Here is a 20478-nt window from a genome sequence, read left to right as displayed (position 1 = left end):
TGGCCCCCGAGCCGCCGCTCCCTCGATCGACCGACTGATGAGGCTCCGACCCGAGATGCCCGACGCGACCGACACCCTGATCCCGATCCGACGTGCCCTGTTGAGCGTCTCCGACAAGCGGGGGCTCGTCGAACTCGCCCGGGGCCTCTCCGAACGAGGCGTCGCGCTGCTGGCCAGTGGAGGGACCCGATCGGCGCTCCTCGACGCCGGGATCTCGGCCGAAGAGGTTTCCGACTTCACCGGAAGCCCCGAGATCCTCGGCGGTCGGGTCAAGACCCTGCACCCCAAGGTCCACGCCGGCATCCTCGCCCGACGGGACGTGCCCGAGGATCTGGACGCCCTGACCAGTCTGGGCGTCCCCCCCGTCGACCTCGTCGTGGTCAACCTCTACCCGTTCGAGCAGACCGTCGCGAAGCCCGGCGTGACGCTCGCCGAGGCGATCGAGAAGATCGACATCGGCGGCCCGTCCCTGATCCGGGCCGCGGCCAAGAACCACGCCTTCGTCACCGTCCTGACCGACCCAGACCAGTATCCAGGCCTGCTCGAGCAACTGGAACGGCACGGCGGCACGACCCTGGCCTTCCGCCGGGGCAAGGCCCTGGAGGCCTTCCGCAAGACCGGCCACTACGACCGCGCCATCCTCTCCTACCTGATCGGTTCCGATTCCAATTCCGATTCCGAGCAGGCCGGCCGTCCCGAGAGCTTCCCCGACGAGCTCTCCCTTCGATTCGAGCGGCGCACCGTCCTCCGATACGGCGAGAACCCCCACCAGCGGGCCGCCTTCTACATCAATCCCGGCACGTCGGGCCCAAACCTCGCCACCGCGAGAATCCGACACGGCAAGGAACTCTCGTATAACAATATTCTCGACCTCGACAGCGCCCTGCGCCTGATCCGGTCCTTCGACCGGCCCGCCTCCTGTGTGCTCAAGCACAACAACCCCTGCGGCGCCGCGGTCGGAACGACGCTGGCCGAGGCATTCGAGCGTGCCTACGACGGCGACCCCGTCAGCGCCTTCGGCGGCATCGTCGGGCTGAACCGGGTGGTGGATCTGGCGACAGCCGAGCGCATGGTGACTCCCGGCCGATTCATCGAGTGCATTGTCGCCCCGGGTTTCGAGCCCGATGCCTTCGAGGCGCTGACCACCCGGCCGTCCTGGAAGAACAGCGTCCGCCTGCTCGACCTCGGCGCCCCGATCGGGCCTGGCTCCCCCCCTCCGGTTGGGATGGACCTCCGCCGAGTCGAGGGTGGCCTGCTCGTTCAGGATTGGGACACGATGCAGGCCGACCCCCTGGCCGAGGGCCGAGTCGTCACCAAGCGGCCCCCGAACGATCGAGAGTTGGCCGACCTCTCCTTCGCCTGGAAGGTCTGCCAGGCGGTCAAGTCGAACGCGATCGTTTTCGCCGCCGAGGGGCAGGTGGTGGGTGTCGGCGCCGGGCAGATGAGCCGGCTGGATTCGGTCGAAATCGCCTCCCGAAAGGCTGGTCCTCGGGCTGCCGGCGCCGTGCTCGCCTCCGACGCCTTCTTCCCCTTCCGGGACGGTCCCGACGCGGCCGCCGCCGCCGGGATCACCGCCATCATCCAGCCTGGGGGCTCCCGGCGCGACGAGGAGGTCATCGCCGCCTGCGACGAGCACGGCATCGCCATGGTCTTCACCGGCCGCCGCCACTTCCGGCACTGATCGATCGAGGCCCAGGGCGACCGAGGAGGGACGGAGCGGCCCTCGATCGGCCTGGGAAGGTCGAACGGCCGCCTCCCTACCCGAGCGAGACGTCCAGCACCATCATCACCGCGAATCCGGCCATTGTGCCGAGCGTCGCGAGGTCATCGTTGCCGTGCTGCTGGCTCTCGGGCACCAGCTCTTCGACGACCACGTAGATCATCGCCCCCGCCGCGAACGCCAGGGCATACGGCAAGAGCGGCCGGACGACCATCACGGCCGCGGCCCCAAGCACCGCGGCCACCGGCTCGACCACCGCTGAGAGCTGCCCGCACCAGAAGGCCTGGAACCGCCCCGTCCCCTCTCCCCGCAGCGGCATCGCCACCGCGATCCCTTCCGGAAGGTTCTGCAGGCCGATACCGACGGCCAGCGCGATCGCCGCCGAGAGGGAGGCCGCCTCCATCCCCGACTCCGCCGCGCCAAAGGCCACCCCCACCGCCAGGCCTTCCGGGATGTTGTGCAGGGTGATCGCCAGGACGAGCAGCGTCGTCCGCTTCCAAAGGGTCTTCACCCCCTCGGCCTGATCCATCGCCAGGCCCGGGTGCAGGTGGGGCAGCCAGAGGTCTCCCAGACGCAACGCCACCCCACCGAGCAGAAATCCCACGAGCGCGGGCCCCCAGCCGGTCCCTCCCAGCTCCCTGGACAGCTCGATCGCCGGCAGCAAGAGCGACCAGAAGCTCGCGGCGATCATCACCCCCGCCGCGAACCCGAGCATCACGTCGAGCAGCCTCCGGTTCATCGATCGCGTCAGGAACACCGACGCCGCCCCGACCGCCGTCACCCCCCAGGTGAAGCCGCCGGCCAGGAGCGCCTGGAGGATCGGATCGAGGCGTTCGAACCATGCCATGCCGGGGTTGTACCACCCCAGGTCGGGATCGGCAACCGGCGGGAGAGCGGCCGTGGGATGCTCCATCGGCCGAGCCTCACCGTCTCCCGCTCACCCCCGAGCCGGTGGCAAGAGCGGCAGCGGCTCGAACCCCTCCCCGACGATGGGGGCCGAGGGCAGGCCGAGCCAGTGGTCGAGCATCGCGGCGTAGACGCGGCGGAAGTCGGTGTGGAACCGGGGGTCGCCGTCGTCGAGATCGTCGGGTTCGAGGCTCGGGTGTTCGCCGATCAGGCCGGCGTGTCGGACGGGCCCGACGACGAAGACGGGGGCCGCGGCGCCGTGGTCGGTGCCACCCGAAGCATTCTCGGCGAGGCGACGGCCGAACTCGCTGAAGACGAGGACCGCCACTCGGTCGTTCAGGCCGGCGCCGGCCAGGTCGTCGTGGAAAGCGGCAAGCGAGTCGGCCAGTTCGTTGAGCAGGGCGGCGTGGGTGTCGAACTGGTTGGCGTGGGTGTCGTACCCGTCCTGGCGGGTGTAGTAGATCCGGGTGCCGAAGCCGGCCTTGATAAGCCGGGCGACCTGCTTCAGGCGCTGGGCGAGGCCGTAATTCGGGTAGGATGAATCGCCATCGGTACCCGCGACCTCCTCCAGCCGTCGGCTCGACTCATAGGCCGACAGGGTGCTCCGGCGGAGGAAGCCGAGCAGGGGATCGTCTCCCCGGTCGACCCGGGCCACGTCCGACATCGCGGTCCGGGCCGATCGCTGCTCGGGGGCGGCTCCGGCGAGTTGAAGCCGGAACTGGTCGACCCGCTCGAGCGAGGGCACCTCGACCCGCTTCGCCTTCGTCGCCAGCGGGGACCGCCCTGCCCCGATGTGCAACGCGGGAGGGTCCTGGCCTGGTTTCGGGGGGTGGGCGTCGAGGACCCGGCCGATCCAGCCGGTTTCGATCGCCTCGGGGCCGGAGTCGGTCCGGGCGGTTTCCCAGATCTCCATCGATCGGAAGTGGGAGCGGTCCGGGTTCGGGTAGCCGACCCCCTGGACGATCGCCAGGCGGTCGCGCTCCAGCAACTCGGCCAGCTTCCCCATCCTCGGATGCAAGCCAACCTGATCATCGATCCGATGGAGCTGGCCGCTCGCCAGCCGGATCCGCTTCCGGTTCCGGGAGTAGCCGTCGAGGGCGTGGGGAACCACCGTGTTCAGCCCATCGTTCCCGCCGAGGAGCTGGAGGACGACGAGGATCCTCCCCTCGTCCCCTGTTCCCTCGGCGCTGGCGGCCCGGGCCGATCGGGCGAGGAAGCCGGGGATGGTCGGCCCGCCAATGGAGACGAGCGTGGCGGCAGACAGCGAAGACCGGAGGAAATCTCGGCGACGCGTACTCATGGGTCGATCCTCGGGTTCCGGCGGATCCGATCGGTCCGACACGATGTCAGGAGAGCTGGTATTCGGGCGAGGTGAGCACCAGCGCGGCCGCCTCCCGGGCCGATCCTCGGATTCGGTCGAGCACGTCGGGTCCGAAGGCGTCTTGCACGAGCAGGTCGACGAAGAAGCCGGCCGGGTCGTCGGAGCGGCCGTGGCGGGAGGCCAGTGCCTCGGGATCGAACCGCCGGCGGTCGTCGAGCAGGGCAAGCGCGGCGTTCGACCGAGCAAGAATTGTCGCCGTGTTGATCCAGGCCGGGCCGCCGTCCCAGCCGGCGACGCTCGGCGGAGCATACAGCGCCTGTCCCATCCGGGTACAGGCTTCGGCCAGCTCCTGCGTGGAGACGGTCGGAGCCAGGATCTCCAGCGCCCGGATCGTGCCGACGGCGAACTCGACCGGGCTCTTGACCCGACGGCGACGGATCGCCGGGTCGAAGAAGAGGCGGGAACGGAGAATCATGGCCACCGGCACCCGGGTGTCATAATCCGAGTCTCGGTAGGCCAAGGCGAGGGGCTCGATCAGAGCATCCGAGGGCTCGTCGACCTCGCTCACGAACCAGGAGAACAGCTTCCGGCAGAGGAACCGGGCGCAGGAGGGCTGGTCGAGCAGGATGTCGGCGATGGCGTCGCCGTCGAAGCGGCCGGTGCGGCCGAGCACGGTCTTCTCGCCGTCGTCGAACTGGCGGGGATCGTGTCGGTAGCGGCCCCGGACGACAACGGTGCCGGTGAAGGCTCGGGCGGCTTCCTGGATGTCCCGCTCGGTGTACTGGCCTCGGCCGAGGGTGAACAGTTCCATCACCTCTCGGGCGTAGTTCTCGTTCGGGTGTTGCCGCTTGCTCTCGGTGGCGTCCAGCCAGATGAGCATAGCCGGGTCTCGGGCGATCGTCCGCAGCAGCTCGGCGAAGGAGCCGAGGGAACATCGCCGCAGCAGGTCGACCTGCCGACGCATCAGGTCGGGATCGCCGACCTTTTCGATGGAGGTGGCGAAATGATCATGCCAGAACAGCGTCATCCGCTCTCGGAGCGGGTGCGGAGTGTGGATCATCCGGTACAGCCAACTCGCCTGGAGCCCGGCCGCCCCTCCTGCGGCCCCGGGACCCCGGGCGAGGGCGTCCATCAGCCGGTCGAACTCCGCCGCGGGGGAGCCGTCGAGGGCCGACGGCTCGCCGTCGAGGATCCGGTCGATACTCGCTTCGGGCCCGTCCCCCAGGTCGCGTTGCAGGGCGTCCCACGAGGCCGAGAAGCCAGCCCGGCGGTGGAGGTGGGCCACTCGGGGGAGGTCCCAGGGCTCCTCGCCGGAGGGCTCGAAGCGACACCAGGCCCGATCGGGGTCGTTGAGCAAGGGGGAGGATTGCATCGGAATTCCCCGATCCAGGGAAGCGCCCGCTTCCATCATCGTTCCATCATTCTGGTTGACGTCAATGAGATCGGATCGGGCCCGGAGCCTGGTCTCTCTGCTCCTGCCGGCCTGGGTTGATCGGGAGCATCGCGAGGAGGCCGGGGCCACCGTGCCCGTCGCGCGTCCCCTCCTCCGACCGCTGGGCCGCGCCTTCGGAGGAGGGAGCGGATCGATCAGCGGGGGTCGCCGAGTTGGACGTCGAGCGAGAGGGTCGAAGCGTCGTCGTCGTCGGACACGCGCAGGGTGGCCTGCCCGAGAGAGCGGAGCAAGGCAGCCAGCGTCTCCACGTCCCGCTCGGCGGCGGTGCGGTCGTTCCCGCGTTCGAGCATATTCTGAAGCACCAGGCGTTCTCGGTTCAGCTCGACCAGGCCGGCCAGGGCGGGCCCGTCGGCGGTCATCAGCAGGGTGGCGTCGGTCGACTGGGGCTCGGGATCGTCCTGGATCGCGTCGATCAGGGAACGGGTCAGGCCGAGGCTCGAGCTGAGGATGAAGCGGCCCTCGACCTCGGCGATCGACGGGCTGAAGTTGTGGCGAGCGTGGACCTCGCCCGCCGGTTCGTCGTCGGCCGGCTCGGGGGGGGCCATGAAGGTGGCGGTCGAGATCGTCACGCCCTCGTGCGTCTCGGCGCCGAGCATCAGGGGAGGAGCTCCCGTTTCGGCGGCGCCGAGGTTCACGAGCCCGAGAATTGATTGGAACACGACGCGAAGCCGCTGGGGGAACTCGGGTCGATCGGCGTCGAGTCCGACGACCAGGGCGAAGGCCGGGAGCTTGAGGGCGGGCTCGGGGTCCATCGCGTCGAAGTCCTGCATCGCGGCCACGAGCTGCCACCGGTCGCCGAGCGGGGCGAGCACCGAGTCGCCGAAGTCTCGCCCCCCGAAGAAGGTGCCGGCGAAGGAGTCGAGCTGGGCGAGGCCCTGGAGCGCCTCGGGAGGGAGGAGGTCCGCTCGGGCCTCCCAGAGGGCCATCTGATCGCGCCAGAGGTTGATGGTCGCCAGGCGGCCGGGCAGGGCGATCGGATGGGGGGCGCCGGCCCCTTCGGGGGGGAGGAAGCGGGCCATCACCTCGGATCGGCCCTTGGGAGGGGTCGCCACCGTGAGGACCGCGGACAGCCGGTCCTCGCTCCAGTCGACCCGGGCGGAGGCCCAGGGGGTCTCCTGGAGCAACTCGAGCCAGGCCCCGAGGAGCAGCATCGCCCCGGCGTCGGGCTCCTCGCTGGCGAATCGGCCGGGGTCCAGCTCTCGGAGGCGGTCGACCCGAGCGTAGGCCCAGGCAAGCGGCGGCTCGGAGCCGTCCGGCTTCCGTTCTGAGAAGAAGGGGGAATCGGTCAGGCGGTCGCCGCCATCGAGGTGGCGGTCGATGACCGCCCGGAGCGCCTCGAGGCTGTTGGAGAGGACAAGCTTGCCGTCGATGAGGGCGTGTGCCTCCTCATCCGAGACGCTGTAGGTCGTCAGGCCGCGATGGTTGTCTTCCGAGATCGGCTCGGGGGCTCCCTTCTGGCGGGCGTCCTCTCGGGCGAGGTCGACGAGCGTCTCGTGGGCCCGCTCGAGGAAGGCCGGATCCTCCGGGATGACGACGAGCACCAGCCGGGGAGGGTCGGCCTCCTCGACTCCGAGGACGATGCCGCCCGAGGTCAGCGAGCGGAGGCCGTCGTCCCAGGTCGTGTCGAGCCGGCCGGCGATCAGCTCGACGAGCTGGCGAAGCTCCTGGAACTGGGGGCTGTCCAGGGCCTCGGCGGAGGCGGGGATGGCGTTGAGCAGTCCCCGGAGCCGGTCCCCGGTGAGGCGGTCGAGCAGCTCTCCTGGGCGGGAGAGCTCGGCGTAAACTACCGTCTCCGGGCCGAGGAAATCCGAACCGGGGCCGGCCGGGCCCCCCTCGGCCGAGGCCAGTGTCCCCCTCGGGGCCGAGAGCCAGAGGACCGTCGCCGCCGAGATGGTCGCGATCGCCCGCCGCCCGATGGTGCTGGTCATGGTGGATCTCCCCGGCTCGCTCCGGACGGGTCCGTGTCGGCGAGGGTCTGGCCCGTCGTGGTCTGCTCCCGCGATCGATACCGGGGGCGGCCTGAGGATGTTTCAGGACTCGGGCCTCCGTCGCGCCGGTTCCGGGAACGGCGGCCGATGCTTGGGTTGTCGGATCCGCGTATCCAGGCTAGAATTCGGGATAAGGTCCACGACTCGATCGGCAAGACGGGACCCCGCCGGATGAAGCTTCAGCCCCCAGGTGGCGATGAAGGCTGAACTCCTGCCGGACAATGGCGATCCTCCCATCCGGATCACCCGCGACATCACCGTGCTCGGTCGGCGCGAGTATTGCGACGTCCGAATCGACCACCCGTCGATCTCGAAACGTCATTGCGTCCTGGTGCGGACGTCCGGGCTGTTGATCCTGAGGGACCTGGCCTCGACCAACGGGACGAAGGTCAAGGGCCAACGGATCCGATGGGCCGCGTTGCTCCCGGGCGACAAGGTGAGCATTGGCGGCTACAAGGTGCGCGTCTATCTCGGCCCCGACGACACGCCGAGCCCGTCGGAGATGCTGCAGCGGCCTTCGGACTCGGTGCTGGTCGGGTTCGGCGCGCCGACCCCCTCGATCGGCGAGTTGAACCCGCCGTCGCCGGCCCCTCGGGTGGAGGCCGAGGTGATCGAGCTGGACGATCGCGACCTGATCTCCGAAGACGACGGAAAGTGGGAAAACATCCCCACGCCGGGAGGGCGGGATGAGTTCCTGATCGAGCTGGATTGAGACGATCGCCCCCGTTCCCGAGCCGGATCGTCGCCGGATCGTCGCCGGATCGAGCCGGGTGGGCCGACGGCCGAGGCCGGGGCCCACCCGGACGGGTGCGATCCGAAGGGGGGGATTGCGACGGGGAAGACGGCCCCCGCGACTCGAATCGGCCGGAAGATCAACCGGTTTCCGGGCGGTTCCGCCGGGGCTCTCGCCTCAGCGGGGGGCTGCCGTTGAGCCGGTCGATCCGACGTGCCTCCTGGGGGTCCAGTCGGCTCGCCTGCCGATTCTCGCGCTGGATGGCCTCGTACACCTCCTGGCGGTGCACGGAGATCTCGATCGGGGCCGCGATCCCCAACCGGACCTTGTCGCCCCGTATGTCCACCACGGTGATGACGATGTCATCGCCGATGATGATGCTCTCGTCGCGGTGTCGGGACAGGACCAGCATGGACTAGGCTCCTTCCTCCTGCCAGCGACGGACGTGCCCATCCCTGGCCACGTCGTCCGGTTTGTCGGCGGACCACGACGGGGCCTCACGCCGTGCTCGGGATCGGCCCCGGGCCGCGATTGCTCGCGACGGGGTCGGGCCCGGGGTTCGACGAGGGGTCCCCGACCGCGTCAGGCCGTGGCGCGCAACGCCGAGGGGCCGGGCAGCACGGCCGGAGACGCCTCCGGCTCCCCCAGCGGGAACCGGACGGCGTATCGGCTGGAGGTCAGCACGAGTTGCCTGCCCAGCCGGCGCGCCAGGTTGAAGACCAGGGGCCCCTGGAGATTGACGGTCAGCCCCTGCTCCCCGCGGTTGAGGATCACAAAGACGGACGGCTCGCCCGCCTCGTCCAGCTCCAGGGCCGTGCGGTCGCCGGGACGGAGTTCGACCCGGTAATCGGACACGGCGACCTGGGGCGGGACCATCGCGAAGGCCAGGTCCGGGTCGGCCGTGGACTGGAGCCAGACCAGCCCGCTGACCTCCGGATCCGGCCAGAGCACGAATTGCGTGGTCCCCCGGAAACCCACCAGGCCCTCGGGGACCTGGATCACGTCCAGCTCCCGGACCTGGATCGTCCCGAATCGTGTCGTGACGACGTTCACTTCCTGCTCCCTCCCTGGGTGTCCGGACCGGCGCACTGGCCGACCCGGGCAGAGCCCGGCACGCCTCGATCCGGCCGCGACGTCGGCCCCCCGACGGTGCGAGGAGACGGCGGCGATGCCGGGCCGGGGGCGGCCACGACGACTTCCCGCGGAGACGGGCCCTCGCCGACCCCGGCTCCTGCCGGGTCCGGTCGACGGGACTGACCGCCGGTGTTATCGACCCCCCGCCGATCGATGGCCCATCGCTCCCCCGGGGAATTTGCCCGCCGCCATCCGCCTGAGAAGGCCGCGCCGATCGGCCCGGTCGTAGCGGTCGGCCGATCAGCCGGATGGACCGATCCTGCCGCTCGGAACCCCCTGGCTCCTCTCCCGGAGGAGCCGAGCCGAATCTCCTCCGACCCTCCCGGAAGCAACGACCGCGACCGATCGACGGCCCCGAAGAGGTATCCGGTTCGCGATTCCCCCCGGACGATCTCGGTCCAGGGCCCCCGGAATCGCGACGCGGACGCACCGTCCGGCTCGATGCGATCGCCGCGAGGCGCGTTCGATGACCCCGTCCTGGGCAAGAACGATCCAGCCCTCCCCGACCTCTCCCCCGGCCCGGTTGAACCGGTTGGACCACTGACGGGCCCATCCAGGACGGACCTCGCCCCCCGAGCCGCCCTCACAATCGATGCGATCGGACCATCGAGCGAGATCCGGCGGAGGAGCATCGCGACACCGAGCTGATCCCCTCGGGCTCTTCCCCGGTGTCATCCGGATCGGGGGTTGGAGGCCCCCGGCGGAGGCGACCGGCTTGAGGACCAGGGTCATCGGGGCGGGGTCCAGAACCCCTCGCAGAGAAAGACGAGCCGGGATCAGCTTCCGGCCGAGGACAGGACGACCGACGGGGGATTGGCGAAGTCTCGCCAGGCGCGATCGTTGCGATCGGCGTCCGGGTGGCCGTCGTGAATGAGGATGCGGTAGCGGAAGACGGTCGGGGTGTCGGGGCCGATGGTGACGGTGGTGTCGTGGCTGGGGACGAAGCAGAAGAAGGGGAGCGTTGTCGGGTGGATGCGGGCGGGGGTGGGATGGTTGAGGTTGCCGGGGTGGTCGAAGATGACGGCGCCGGCGTAGGTGTTGGAGCCGTCGGCGATCGGGCCGGTGAGGTCGACCCAGCGGGCGGGCTTCTGGTCGCCCTGGACGCGGTCGAGACCCTCGCTGGTCAGTACGTCGAGCACCCCTCTCGGGAAGAAGGAATCGGGGCCTCGGTAGGCCATGCCGCCGTAGCGGTAAGGGGGGAGGACCATCGGTTCGCCGGTCGCCTGCTGGGTCGTCGTCAGGTCGATCAGCCAGTAAGGGGAGCCGGGAATGTCGATCGCCTCCAGATCCCAGCGCTCTGTCAAGACCTCGACCCGATCACCGTCGGGCCGGGCCGCCTCCCAGCGGTGGAAGGTGGAAACTCGGGCGGAGACGGGGCCGGCGACGGCGTCGCCGAGATGATCGAAGCGGATCTTGCCGGAACCGTTCTGGATGTTCCAGAAGTCGGGGTGGAGGTCGCCAACCTCGGTCTTGGTGTAGGCCAGGAAGAAGCCGCGGTGGTGGGGGTGGGACTCGCTGGAATAGTCGCCGGTCACCATCGCCCCGGAGGGGGAGAAGGCGGGGTGGATGTAGGCGTCTCTCGGCTGGTTCGGGCTCTGGTGATCGGGATGGACGACGGGACGGGTGTTGTAGCGGAAGACCGGGGCGTCGCGGTGGGACAGCTCCAGGTGCCCCTCGGGAGAGGTGGAGAAGGCCCATGGCGAGGGGAGGACAGGTCCATCGACCTCCCGGAAGACGCGACGCGATCCGCTCGGCGTCTGGCCGGGGAGGACCAGTAGGATCCGCAGGCGATCGGCACCCTCCGCCGGGCGATCGACCTGGGCGACGACCCGGGAGCCCTGGCCCCCCACTTCGACCAGCGGGAGCCAGCCGCCCTGGTCGGCCGCCGAGGAGAGCCGATCGGCGAGTTCCCCCGGAATCTCGTCAATCGGGACCGAGAGTTGCACGGGGCAGTCGCGGCGATCGAAGCGGCCGGCATCGACGGTCAGCTCGATCCCCGGGGCCCGCCCCTCGGCGACGGCCACGACGCCGAGGACCAGAACGCAAGCGGTCCAGAGCCGACCGAGCCACGCTCGCATCGAAGACGATCGATTCATGGATTCCCCCCGTCGTCGCGGGATTCGTCGGTCGATCGGCACGGTGCCCGAGCCGGGCTTGCCGGGAGCGATTTCCCGATCGAGGATACGATGGTGGGCCCCCCGAGGGGAGGGAGTTCTCCCCCGCCGGGCCGGCCCCGAATGCGGAGGAGCGAACCGATGGCTTGGCTCGATGGCCTGACCAGGAACCGCGCCGAGTTGCACTGGGAGGCGTCCGACCCCGATCTGAAGCCCTTCGCGATCTCCCTGCCCCCGGTCCACGCCGTCTCGTGGGCCGAGAAGGAGATCGCCCGATGGCCGCGCTGGCGCGTTGTGGCCACCTACGAGGAGCGGGGCATGATCCACGCGACCCACACGACGCGAGTCTGGAGGTTCGTGGACGACGTGCACATCGTCTTCGAGCCCGACCCGAGAGGGTCGCTCGTCCTGGCCAAGAGCTCGTCTCGGATCGGCAAGGGAGATTTCGGCCAGAACGCCCGCAATCTCCGGGCGTTGGCGAGAGGGCTGCAGCGGGCCGACCGGGAGCGTCAGGCCCGGGTGGCCGAGGGGGCGAGGGTCAATGCCTGAGCCCGAGTCGATGGGATGATCCGGGGCGACGGCCGCCGGGGCCTCGGCCCGGATCAATACCGCTCGAAGTCGTACTCGGGGTTCCTGGGGTCGAAGTCCAGCTCGGAGAACGCGACGTCGAACTCGACGTCCTCGTAGTGGTAGCGCTCGGCCAGCTTCAGCTCCCCCGAGTCGGGGTCGAGGGCCGGCTCGGGCCAGTCGTAGCTGACGATGTGCAGGGGGACGAGGCATTCGGGGGAGTAGCGGACCTCGACCCGGCAGAACGGCCGGTCGTCGCTGGAGTCGGAGTGGGAGTGGAGCGAGCGGTACCAGAGGCTCCCGTCCTCGTCGGTCACGCGGTCGAGGATCGTCTCGGCGTGCGGATCATCCAGGTCGAGTTTCCGGAAGTGGAGGAGTTTCCGGGAGAGGTGGGCAAGGCCGATCTCGGTGATCGGGTGGCGGTTGTCGGCCAGGGCGATCGGGCCGTTCGGGTCGAGCTTCACGCGGGGGAGGAAGCGCCGGGTCCAGTCGCCGTTGTGGACGAGCACGTGGTTGTCGAAGCGGCCCTCGTGATAGAGCGCCTCCCGGCCGGGCCGGGGGGACTCGAACCGGAGGTAGACGGAGAACGGTTCGTGCCGGACTTTGATCCGGAGACGCTGCTCGGGGCGAAGCTCGCCGTTGATGCGCTCTTGCCGGGTCAGCGTGGCAGTGTAGCCCGAGATCTCCTCAAGGCGGGCGACGGCGCGTTCCATGAACGCGAGGAGGTAACGCTTGGCGGCCGGGCCCTCCAGCCGGTCCTCCGGCCATTCGGGCAGGGCCTCGGAGCCAAGAGGCCGCGAAGCGGTGTCGGGGGCCGTCGCGCCGGGGTGGAAGGCGACGAGGTCGGGGGACGGGCCGCCGTCGTCGAGCGGAGCGGTGAGCCACCAACTGGCCAGGGGGATCGCCAAGACCGTAACGACGACCCCCATCGAGACGAAGGTCCAAATCCGGCGGGGACGACGCCAGCCGGCTCGATTCGCAACCATGCGAGGGCTCCTCCAGGCCGGGCCGTCCGCCCGGCGTCCCGATTCGAAGGCGGGCCGAGGCGGGTCGTCCGGAGGACTCCGCGGGGCCCATCGCTCGGCGCCATCATACGGCCAGAAATAGCCGACGTCTCTCCCGCTGCCTCCGAGGATGGTCACGATGGGCCTGAATCCTCCCAGAGGCGGCCTCTCTCCTTCCCGAGAGTCGCGCCTCCCCCCGAATTGACCGGCCCGGGGGTGGACGACTACGATGAAGCCTGATCCGAGTCGGCGCTCCCGCTCCCCCTCGATGCCGACCCCCACCGGACTCGACCGACCCGACCGCAATCGCTGCCGGACCCCCGAACCATGACCCAGATCGAACAGGCACGCCGAGGGATCGTCAGCCCCGAGATGGAATTCGTCGCCCGTCGGGAGGGGCTGGAGCCGGAGCTCGTCCGGGCCGAGGTCGCCCGGGGCCGTATGGTCATCCCCGCCAACCGCGAGCACCTCAAGCAGGGCCTCCAGCCGATGGGCATCGGCATCAAGGCCTCCTGCAAGATCAACGCGAACATCGGCAACTCGGCGGTCACCTCCGACGTCGAGAACGAGCTGACCAAGCTCCGCACCGCCGTCGAGCTGGGCGCCGACACGGTGATGGACCTCTCCACCGGCGGAAAGATCGACGACATCCGCCGCGCCATCATCGCCGCCAGCCCCGTTCCCATCGGCACCGTCCCGATCTACCAGGCAATCCAGCAGGTCAAGAAACCCGAGGACATCACCGAGCAGGGCCTGCTCGACGTGGTCGAGCACCAGGCCAAGCAGGGCGTGGACTACATGACGATCCACGCCGGCATCCTCCGCGAGTACGTCCCGCTGACGGCGCACCGGATCACCGGCATCGTCTCCCGGGGCGGCTCGCTGATGGCCCAGTGGATGATGGCCCACGGCAAGGAGAACCCGTTCTACAACCGGTTCGACGACCTGTGCGACATTATGCGCGAATATGACGTCACCTTCAGCCTCGGCGACAGCCTCCGCCCCGGCTGCCTGGCGGACGCCAGCGACCCGGCCCAGTTCGCCGAGCTGAAGACCCTCGGCGAGCTGACCCGGAGGGCCAAGGAACGCGGCTGCCAGGTGATGGTCGAGGGCCCTGGCCACGTGCCGATGGACCAGGTCCCCATGAACATGGAGAAGCAGGCCTTCGAGTGCGACGAGGCCCCCTTCTACGTGCTCGGCCCGCTGGTCACGGACATCGCCCCAGGGTACGACCACATCACCTCGGCAATCGGCGCCGCGATGGCCGGCTGGTACGGGGCGAGCATGCTCTGCTACGTCACCCCCAAGGAACACCTCGGCCTCCCTGAGCCGGAGGACGTTCGGCAGGGGGTGATCGCCTACAAGATCGCCGCCCACGCCGCTGACGTCGCCCGCCACCGCAAGGGGGCTCGCGACCGAGACGACGAACTGAGCCGAGCCCGCTACGCCTTCGACTGGAACCGACAGTTCGAGCTGGCGCTCGACCCCGAGACCGCCCGCCGCATGCACGACGAAACCCTGCCGCAGGAGGCGTTCAAGACCGCGGCCTTTTGCTCCATGTGCGGCCCGAAGTTCTGCTCGATGCGCATCAGCGAGGACATCCGCCGGCACGCCCAGCAGGCCGCCGGACTGGTCGTCCTCGACCCCGAGCCAGTCGGCGCCTCGGGTTGAGCACCGTCCGGGATCGCCGGGCCATTGGAGGACGATGAGCGGTCGGGGACGGGAACCTGGGTCGGGCCGGCATTGGGTCCTGGCTCAGACGCCAGCCCGAGGCGCTCCCCTCCCGTTTTCCTCCGTCATCGGCCGTCCACCACCGCCCCACCGGATCGGACTGAACTCGTTGGAGCCTCGTCGTGTCGGATCATCGTCAGACGCTTTCGGCCACCGGGATGGCGTTCATCGCCCTGGGATCGGTGGCGTTCGCCCTCGGGCTGATGAGCTGGTGGATGGATGTCCGCCAGCCGATCGCCTACGGCATGGCGATCGGCGCCGGGCTCGTCCTGGCGGGAATCGGCCTGATCGCGGTCACCCGGCGGGCGGGGCAGGCCGGGACCCCCTCCGGCCCGAAGGGCGACGGGTGATCGGGACGGGGCCGCCCGGAGGCTCAAACTGATGTCCCGGCTCGCGCTGCTGATCAACCAGATCGGCTCGTCTCGACGCTACACCGAGAACCTGATCGCCACCATCGACCCGGCCGACTGGTACCGGATGCCAGGAGGGGTTTCCCACATCTGCTGGCAGGTTGGGCACCTGGCGATGGCTGAGTATCGCCTGGCGATCCAACGAATCCGGGGGAGGCGGGAGGGGGATGACGCCATCATCCCCGAACCGGTGCTGGGAGCGTTCGGCCGGGGCTCCGTCCCTTCGGCCGACGGGCCAGCTCCCGAGGAGATCCGGGCGATCTTCGACCGCGTGCACGAGCGGACGATGGCCGAACTGGCCGGTCTCCCCGAGTCGGCCCTCGACGAGCCCCCCGAGGTGCCGCACCCGCTGTGCGCGACCAAGGGCGACGCGCTGTCCTGGTGCTCCCGGCACGAGATGATCCATGCCGGGCAGATCGCCCTCCTCCGCCGCCTGCTGGGCGGGGCTCCGCTCTGGTGAGGAGGGAGGGGTCGGGGAGGTTGGTCCCGACCCGGCCCCGGCGCGTCCCTGCGCCGGGAGGTCCGGGCCGGTCCCATCAGTGCGGGAGGCGACCCGGGCAGAGCCCGGGCCGCGGGATCGGCGGGCTCAGGCCGCCTTGATCTTGCTCGGGGCCAGGCGGCGGAAGCCTCGGCCGGAGGCCTGAACGAAGGCCTCCAGCAGCTGGGTGTCGAGCGAGATGTGCCCCTCGTTCTCGGGGTGCCACTGAACGCCGACGCACCACCACTCGTCCATGTCGTGATATTCGTACGCCTCGAGCAGGCCGTCCGGCGCGTGGGCCGCCGGGCGGAACATCGAGGCGAGCTTGCGCACGCCCTGGTGGTGGTAGCTGTTGACCCGGATCTCCCCCTCGCCGTAGATCTCCTCCAGCAGCGTGCCCGGCTCCATGATGACGATGTGCCGGTGGGCGCCGCCGTGCGGGTCGAAGTGAGGAATGGCGCGGGGGATGTCCTCGGGAACGTGCACGTAGAGCCCGCCGCCGTGCTCAACGTTCATCTCCTGCATGCCGAGGCCGATGGCCAGCGTGGCGAGCTTCCGCTTGTAGGCCAGGCGGCAGAGCAGGCGGTCGGCGGCCTCCCGGCGCTCGGACATGACCGTGACCGACTGGTGCGGGGCGACGTTCTGCTTCCGGGGGTCCATGTCGTCGCCGCCGGTGAGGACCAGGCCGTCGAGGCGGTCCAGGATCGGGGAGAGCTCGTGCTCCCGGAACAGCGGAGGGATCAGCACGGGGATCCCGCCGGCGGTGAGAATCGCGTCATAATAGCCCGACTGCACCGTGCTGTGGGGCAATTGCCCCCGGCCGGTGCCCCGCAGGTCCATGTTGATCCCGATCAGCGGCCGATCCTTCTCCTTCGTCATGGCATCCTTCCTTGATGAGGAGTGGTGTCGTGAGCACGCCCCGGACGCCCCCCCTGACCGGGAGGGCCCGGCGGAGAGTGCGAACGGGTCCGATCGCGGGACGCCTCCCTCGCCCATTCCGGGCGGGGCCGGCCCCCGACGCGGAGGTGCCGGATTGTGGGATTCGCGAGAACGCCGCAAGGGATAGGAGGGCCGGCAAGCCACCGATTCCGATCCGAGCGACTCGACCAGCCCGATCGAGCGAATCGGAGAGTATCGACCGATCCCGACGGTTTCAACAAAAAATGGCGGTTGCGCGGGGTTTTCCCACCTCCCACCCAGTTCGGGAAGCGATGTGTCCAGGTCCGACGACTGACCGAGCACACCGATCGGCTCCAGGAGCCGTCCGGCCCCTCGGACGGGCGTCTGGTTGGGAAGCGGAGGGCACGCCCGCATCTCCTCCGCTTCGATCCGATTCCCGAGAATGCGAACGGGCCCGACAGTGCACAGACACGCACTGCCGGGCCCGCATTCGCATCAGGTCGATCTTCCCGACCTCAGTCTCCGTCCTGCTGGTCGGCGATCAGCTCGGGCATTTCCTCCTCGTCGGGCCCTTCAAGGACGCCGACCGGAGGCAGGAACTCTCCCCGGAGCAGGCGGACGATGACGTCGAGGTCCTCGTCGGTCAACTGGCCGGCGAAGCCGGGCATCTGCTCGTGCTCCGCCAGGTAGCCGTAGAGGTCTCGGGCGCCGGGTTCCTCGATCATTCGCCGAATCCAGGTCGGCGACCCCCAGCCGTAGATGTTCGGCGAGTCGACCCCGGTCCCGTCGGCACCGCCGAGGCCCCAGAGGTGGCAGTTCGCACATTCGTTCATAAAATGAGTGTATCCGGGGGGCGGTTCCTCGGCCTCGGCGAACTGCAATTCCCAGGAGGCGGCCGAGAGCCCTTCCCGGTAGGGGATGACGTGCTCGGCGAAGAAGTCGGCCACCTCGTCGAGCTGCTCGGCCGACAGCTCAGAGCCGGCCTTCCACTCGGCCATGCCCGAGCATTGAGGGACCGTTCCGAAGTAGGCCGGGGACGAGGGGTCTTCGAGCAGTCCCCGCAGCCAGTCCCGCGTGCCGAAGCCTTTGAGGTCGCAGGCCGACTGGTTGCTGAAGGTCGAGACGACGACGTGGGCGTCTCCCTCGGCCGTCTCGGCCACGACGCGCTCGTCCTGCGCGTTGCGTCCCTCGACTCGGTAGAGGGTCTCGCCGTGCTCGCCCAAGTCGGTCGAGGCCGATTCGGCCTGGATGTCGTCGGGCAGGGCGAAGGCGACCATCCGGAGCACCTGTTCGGGCAACGCGCCGGAGAGGGTCCCCAGTCGGGACGGATCCGAGGCCTCGAGTTGCTCGGGAGTCGGCTGCGCGACCTGGGACTGCACCTTCCCCTGGCCGCCGTAGACGTGGCAGCTCAGGCAATTGGCCTCCAGCAGCGCCATGCCGCGTGAAAGGGGGTCGCGGGCCATCAGGTAGCCGGCCCCTTCAGGGGGGAGGCCAGCGGCATCGGCCAGGGCATTGGCCCGGTCGCGCTGGCGGTCGGCCTCCAGCCGGGCGAGGAGGAAGGCGGCGTCGTTCTTGTCGGCCAGGATCGCCTTGGTCATGAGCGCCCCGGCGCCACCGAGGACGCCGAAGATCAGCGCGCAGGCCCCGAAGTGGACCAGCCGCCTCGGGAGGAGGCGATCGAGCACCGGCAGCAGAAACAGCACGGTGACGATCGCCCCGGGGATGACCATCGTGCCGATGATCTCGGTGTCGCTGTCGAATTCGTTCAGCAGCTGATAGAGGGGGAGGAAGTACCATTCCGGCCGGGCGGGGTAGTCGGTCCCCGACGGATCGGCCGGGGCCTCGAGCGTCACCCCGTGGTTGACCCAGACGATCGCCAGCAGGATCCCGAGAACCACAGTGATCGCCAGCAGGTTATAGAACACCTGGAAGGGCCAGTAGGAGTCGGTGCGGCCGGGACGGTCGCGGCCGGTCAGCCCGTGACGTCGGGCGAGCGTCCAGTGTCCGATCAGGCCGAGCACGATCAGCATCGGCAGCAGGCCGACGTGCAGCGCGTACATCCGGGTGAGCGTCTGATTGCCGTATTCGACCCCGCCAACGAGCACCCGCTGGACGACCGGGCCGATCACCGGAGTCGTGCCGGCGATGTTCGTGGCGACCCGGGTCGCCCAGTACCCCTTCTGGTCCCAGGGCAGGAGGTAGCCAGTCAGCGCCAGGCCGAGCACGGCGAACATCATCAACAGCCCGAGCCACCAGGTGAACTCCCGGGGGGCCCGGTACGCGGCCAGCACGATCGTCTGCACCAGGTGCAGGGCCAGCAGGATGACCACCGCCGACGAGCCGAAGTGGTGCAGCCCGCGAATCAGCCAGCCGAAGTCCAGCTCATTGTTGATGTACCAGACGCTCCCCCAGGCGTGGGAGGAGGACGGCACATAAGAGGCCATCAGCAGCAGGCCGGTGATCAACTGGATCAGGAACGCCCCGGCCAGCGCCGAGCCAAAGACGTACCGCAGGCCCGCGCCGCCGCGCAGTTGCTCCGAGGCCGTCCGGTCGAGCGACGAGGGGACGCCGGTCCGGGCGTCGACCCATTCGAGGAATCGGCTTCGCTTAGGCAAGGGGGATCTTCTCCTCGGTCCCGGTGCGGAACCGCTGGAACTTCACCCGGACCTCCGCGTTCGGGTCGTTCGGGTCGATCGGAGCGACCTCCAGGGTATCCATCCCCCTGGGAGAGATGGCCTTCACCCGGCTCCCATCCAATGTGAAATTGCTGGCGTGGCACGGGCAGACGAACCCGTTGCCGTCGCCGGCCAGCTTGATCTTGCAGGCCAGGTGGGGGCACTCGGCCGACAGGGCGAGGACGGGTTGCTCCGCCCCCTCCGGCTGTCGGACGAGCCAGACGGTGCCGATGGGGGTGGCCGGGTAGGTCACCCAGGCGTCCCGCTGCTCGTCGACGATCGAGAAGGACCGGGGGCGGCCGATCTCCAGATCCCCGAGCCGGGCCAGGCGGCGGAAGTCAGTGGTGTCTTCCCGTCGCTTGCGCAGAGGAGACAACAGGTAGGCCGCCCCGGGGACGGCCAGCACCAGGCCGATCAGGCCCTTGAGCCCGATGGCCCCGAGGCGGAACCAGTCGCGACGATTCATGGGATTCGCGGTCTCTCCGGTCGAGGCGGGGCGGGGCGGGCCGGTTCGGAGGGTGTCGTCGGAGGGCGGCCGTGACGATCCGGCCCGACCTCATCGCCGAGTCGGGGAGGGCGGTCGGGCGTCCCGAGGGGGGGCGATCCGACCGGGAGGGAACGGTCGCGAGGCCGTTCGAGGAGCCCGGCCCCCCGCCTTCGCGACCTCCTTGTATCCTACGGCCGAGCGTGCGGAGTCGCCAGAGGTCGCTTCTCGACCGAGCGGCCGACCCATGAAGAAGGACGCCACGCCGTGGACACTCGCAGTTCAGCGTGATGAGGAGAAGACGCACTCGGTTGGGGTCATGTGCTCGATGCTCGGCATCAGCAAGCCGACGCGCTCTGCGACTGGTCGCGATCGGCCGGGGGCATATCCAGAAGGGGCCGTCGAGCGATGGGGAGCTCGTTCCGCTGCCGAGCCTTCTTCAGCGGCCTCGAACCACTCCAGTTCAGCCGCCGCCGGATCCGATTGCGGACGAGCACAACGGGGCCCCCCACGCCGAAGTGGCGGCGGATCATCTCGGCGAACCGGTGGGCGCCCCAGAGGTCGTTGGGCCAGCCGTGGCGCCCGGCCCCTTGCCGTAGCAGTCGCTCCAACTCCGGGAGCGGTTCGTCGGTCAGCCGGGGCGTCGGGCCGGGGTGCGGCCGGGCGGCTCGCAACCCGGGGGCCTCTCGCTCCGCCTTGAGCCAGGTGGAGCCGGAGGAACGCCCGCAGCCGAGGAAGGAAGCGACCTTGGTCGGGGACTCCCCCCGCTTGACCAGTTCCACGCCCCGACGGCGACGACGTTCGAGTTCCTCGGCGGTTCCGATGGGCCTCATGCCCGTACGACGAACGGTGACGCTCTA

18 protein-coding genes are annotated in these 20478 nt (G+C 69.7%); 6 read left to right on the top strand and 12 right to left on the bottom strand.

The genetic code is table 11. From position 1 onward, the window contains the following. The first annotated feature begins 37 nt into the window (after window positions 1–37). On the top strand, window positions 38–1681 hold the full coding sequence (purH, locus tag TsocGM_RS05060) for a bifunctional phosphoribosylaminoimidazolecarboxamide formyltransferase/IMP cyclohydrolase (protein WP_233578366.1): 1644 nt from the start codon (window positions 38–40) through the stop codon (window positions 1679–1681). A gap of 76 nt (window positions 1682–1757) precedes the next feature. Here purH and TsocGM_RS05055 read toward each other — a convergent pair whose 3' ends face one another. The 4 genes from TsocGM_RS05055 to TsocGM_RS05040 form a co-directional block, all read right to left on the bottom strand. After that, entirely contained in the window at window positions 1758–2567 is an 810-nt protein-coding gene (locus TsocGM_RS05055; RefSeq protein WP_126724224.1) for a ZIP family metal transporter, read from the bottom strand. Between the two features lie 90 nt (window positions 2568–2657). Next, complete coding sequence (locus tag TsocGM_RS05050; RefSeq protein ID WP_126724215.1) at window positions 2658–3926, bottom strand: DUF1501 domain-containing protein; 1269 nt, start codon at window positions 3924–3926, stop codon at window positions 2658–2660. Between the two features lie 46 nt (window positions 3927–3972). After that, window positions 3973–5319, bottom strand: a complete 1347-nt coding sequence (locus TsocGM_RS05045; protein ID WP_126724214.1) for a DUF1800 domain-containing protein — start codon at window positions 5317–5319, stop codon at window positions 3973–3975. 215 nt (window positions 5320–5534) lie between these two features. Further along, window positions 5535–7328, bottom strand: coding sequence for a hypothetical protein (locus TsocGM_RS05040; protein ID WP_199756700.1), 1794 nt, complete (start codon window positions 7326–7328; stop codon window positions 5535–5537). Between the two features lie 256 nt (window positions 7329–7584). Between TsocGM_RS05040 and TsocGM_RS05035 the strand changes: the two genes are divergently transcribed. Further along, complete coding sequence (locus TsocGM_RS05035; RefSeq protein WP_126724213.1) at window positions 7585–8100, top strand: FHA domain-containing protein; 516 nt, start codon at window positions 7585–7587, stop codon at window positions 8098–8100. Window positions 8101–8260: 160 nt separating this feature from the next. Here the strand turns inward: TsocGM_RS05035 and csrA are convergent, their stop codons facing one another. The 3 genes from csrA to TsocGM_RS05020 all read right to left on the bottom strand — a co-directional run bounded on the left by csrA (window position 8261) and on the right by TsocGM_RS05020 (window position 11333). After that, window positions 8261–8533, bottom strand: coding sequence for a carbon storage regulator CsrA (gene csrA, locus TsocGM_RS05030; protein WP_126724212.1), 273 nt, complete (start codon window positions 8531–8533; stop codon window positions 8261–8263). A gap of 170 nt (window positions 8534–8703) precedes the next feature. Further along, window positions 8704–9174, bottom strand: coding sequence for a flagellar assembly protein FliW (gene fliW / locus TsocGM_RS05025; RefSeq protein ID WP_126724211.1), 471 nt, complete (start codon window positions 9172–9174; stop codon window positions 8704–8706). A gap of 857 nt (window positions 9175–10031) precedes the next feature. After that, window positions 10032–11333, bottom strand: coding sequence for a DUF6807 domain-containing protein (locus TsocGM_RS05020; RefSeq protein WP_158633384.1), 1302 nt, complete (start codon window positions 11331–11333; stop codon window positions 10032–10034). A gap of 177 nt (window positions 11334–11510) precedes the next feature. On the opposite strand from TsocGM_RS05020, the gene TsocGM_RS05015 reads away from it, so the two are divergent. Continuing rightward, window positions 11511–11918: a DUF1499 domain-containing protein gene (locus TsocGM_RS05015; RefSeq protein ID WP_158633383.1), complete on the top strand. Its 408-nt coding sequence runs from the start codon at window positions 11511–11513 to the stop codon at window positions 11916–11918. Window positions 11919–11971: 53 nt separating this feature from the next. Here TsocGM_RS05015 and TsocGM_RS05010 read toward each other — a convergent pair whose 3' ends face one another. After that, window positions 11972–12922, bottom strand: coding sequence for a DUF1571 domain-containing protein (locus TsocGM_RS05010; RefSeq protein ID WP_126724208.1), 951 nt, complete (start codon window positions 12920–12922; stop codon window positions 11972–11974). Between the two features lie 327 nt (window positions 12923–13249). Between TsocGM_RS05010 and thiC the strand changes: the two genes are divergently transcribed. From thiC to TsocGM_RS04995, 3 genes are all read left to right on the top strand, one after another. Next, complete coding sequence (thiC, locus tag TsocGM_RS05005; RefSeq protein ID WP_261341622.1) at window positions 13250–14611, top strand: phosphomethylpyrimidine synthase ThiC; 1362 nt, start codon at window positions 13250–13252, stop codon at window positions 14609–14611. A 182-nt stretch (window positions 14612–14793) separates the two neighbouring features. Next, complete coding sequence (locus TsocGM_RS05000; RefSeq protein ID WP_126724206.1) at window positions 14794–15021, top strand: hypothetical protein; 228 nt, start codon at window positions 14794–14796, stop codon at window positions 15019–15021. A gap of 31 nt (window positions 15022–15052) precedes the next feature. Next, window positions 15053–15541, top strand: a complete 489-nt coding sequence (locus tag TsocGM_RS04995) for a DinB family protein (protein WP_126724205.1) — start codon at window positions 15053–15055, stop codon at window positions 15539–15541. A 126-nt stretch (window positions 15542–15667) separates the two neighbouring features. Here the strand turns inward: TsocGM_RS04995 and TsocGM_RS04990 are convergent, their stop codons facing one another. The 4 genes from TsocGM_RS04990 to TsocGM_RS04975 form a co-directional block, all read right to left on the bottom strand. Then, a complete protein-coding gene (locus TsocGM_RS04990) occupies window positions 15668–16438 on the bottom strand; it encodes a gamma-glutamyl-gamma-aminobutyrate hydrolase family protein (protein WP_126724204.1) in 771 nt (256 codons plus the stop codon). 536 nt (window positions 16439–16974) lie between these two features. Continuing rightward, window positions 16975–19074, bottom strand: a complete 2100-nt coding sequence (locus TsocGM_RS04985) for a cytochrome b N-terminal domain-containing protein (RefSeq protein ID WP_126724203.1) — start codon at window positions 19072–19074, stop codon at window positions 16975–16977. Continuing rightward, entirely contained in the window at window positions 19067–19600 is a 534-nt protein-coding gene (locus TsocGM_RS04980) for a QcrA and Rieske domain-containing protein (protein ID WP_126724202.1), read from the bottom strand. Before TsocGM_RS04980 ends, TsocGM_RS04985 begins: the two co-directional genes overlap by 8 nt. Window positions 19601–19956: 356 nt before the next feature. Beyond that, window positions 19957–20451: a helix-turn-helix domain-containing protein gene (locus tag TsocGM_RS04975; protein WP_126724201.1), complete on the bottom strand. Its 495-nt coding sequence runs from the start codon at window positions 20449–20451 to the stop codon at window positions 19957–19959. Window positions 20452–20478 lie beyond the last annotated feature (27 nt).

Origin of the sequence: Tautonia sociabilis (assembly GCF_003977685.1) — a bacterium.
Lineage (GTDB): Bacteria > Planctomycetota > Planctomycetia > Isosphaerales > Isosphaeraceae > Tautonia > Tautonia sociabilis.
Note: the sequence above shows the minus strand (reverse complement) of the source record. Positions and strands in the feature narration are given on the sequence as shown.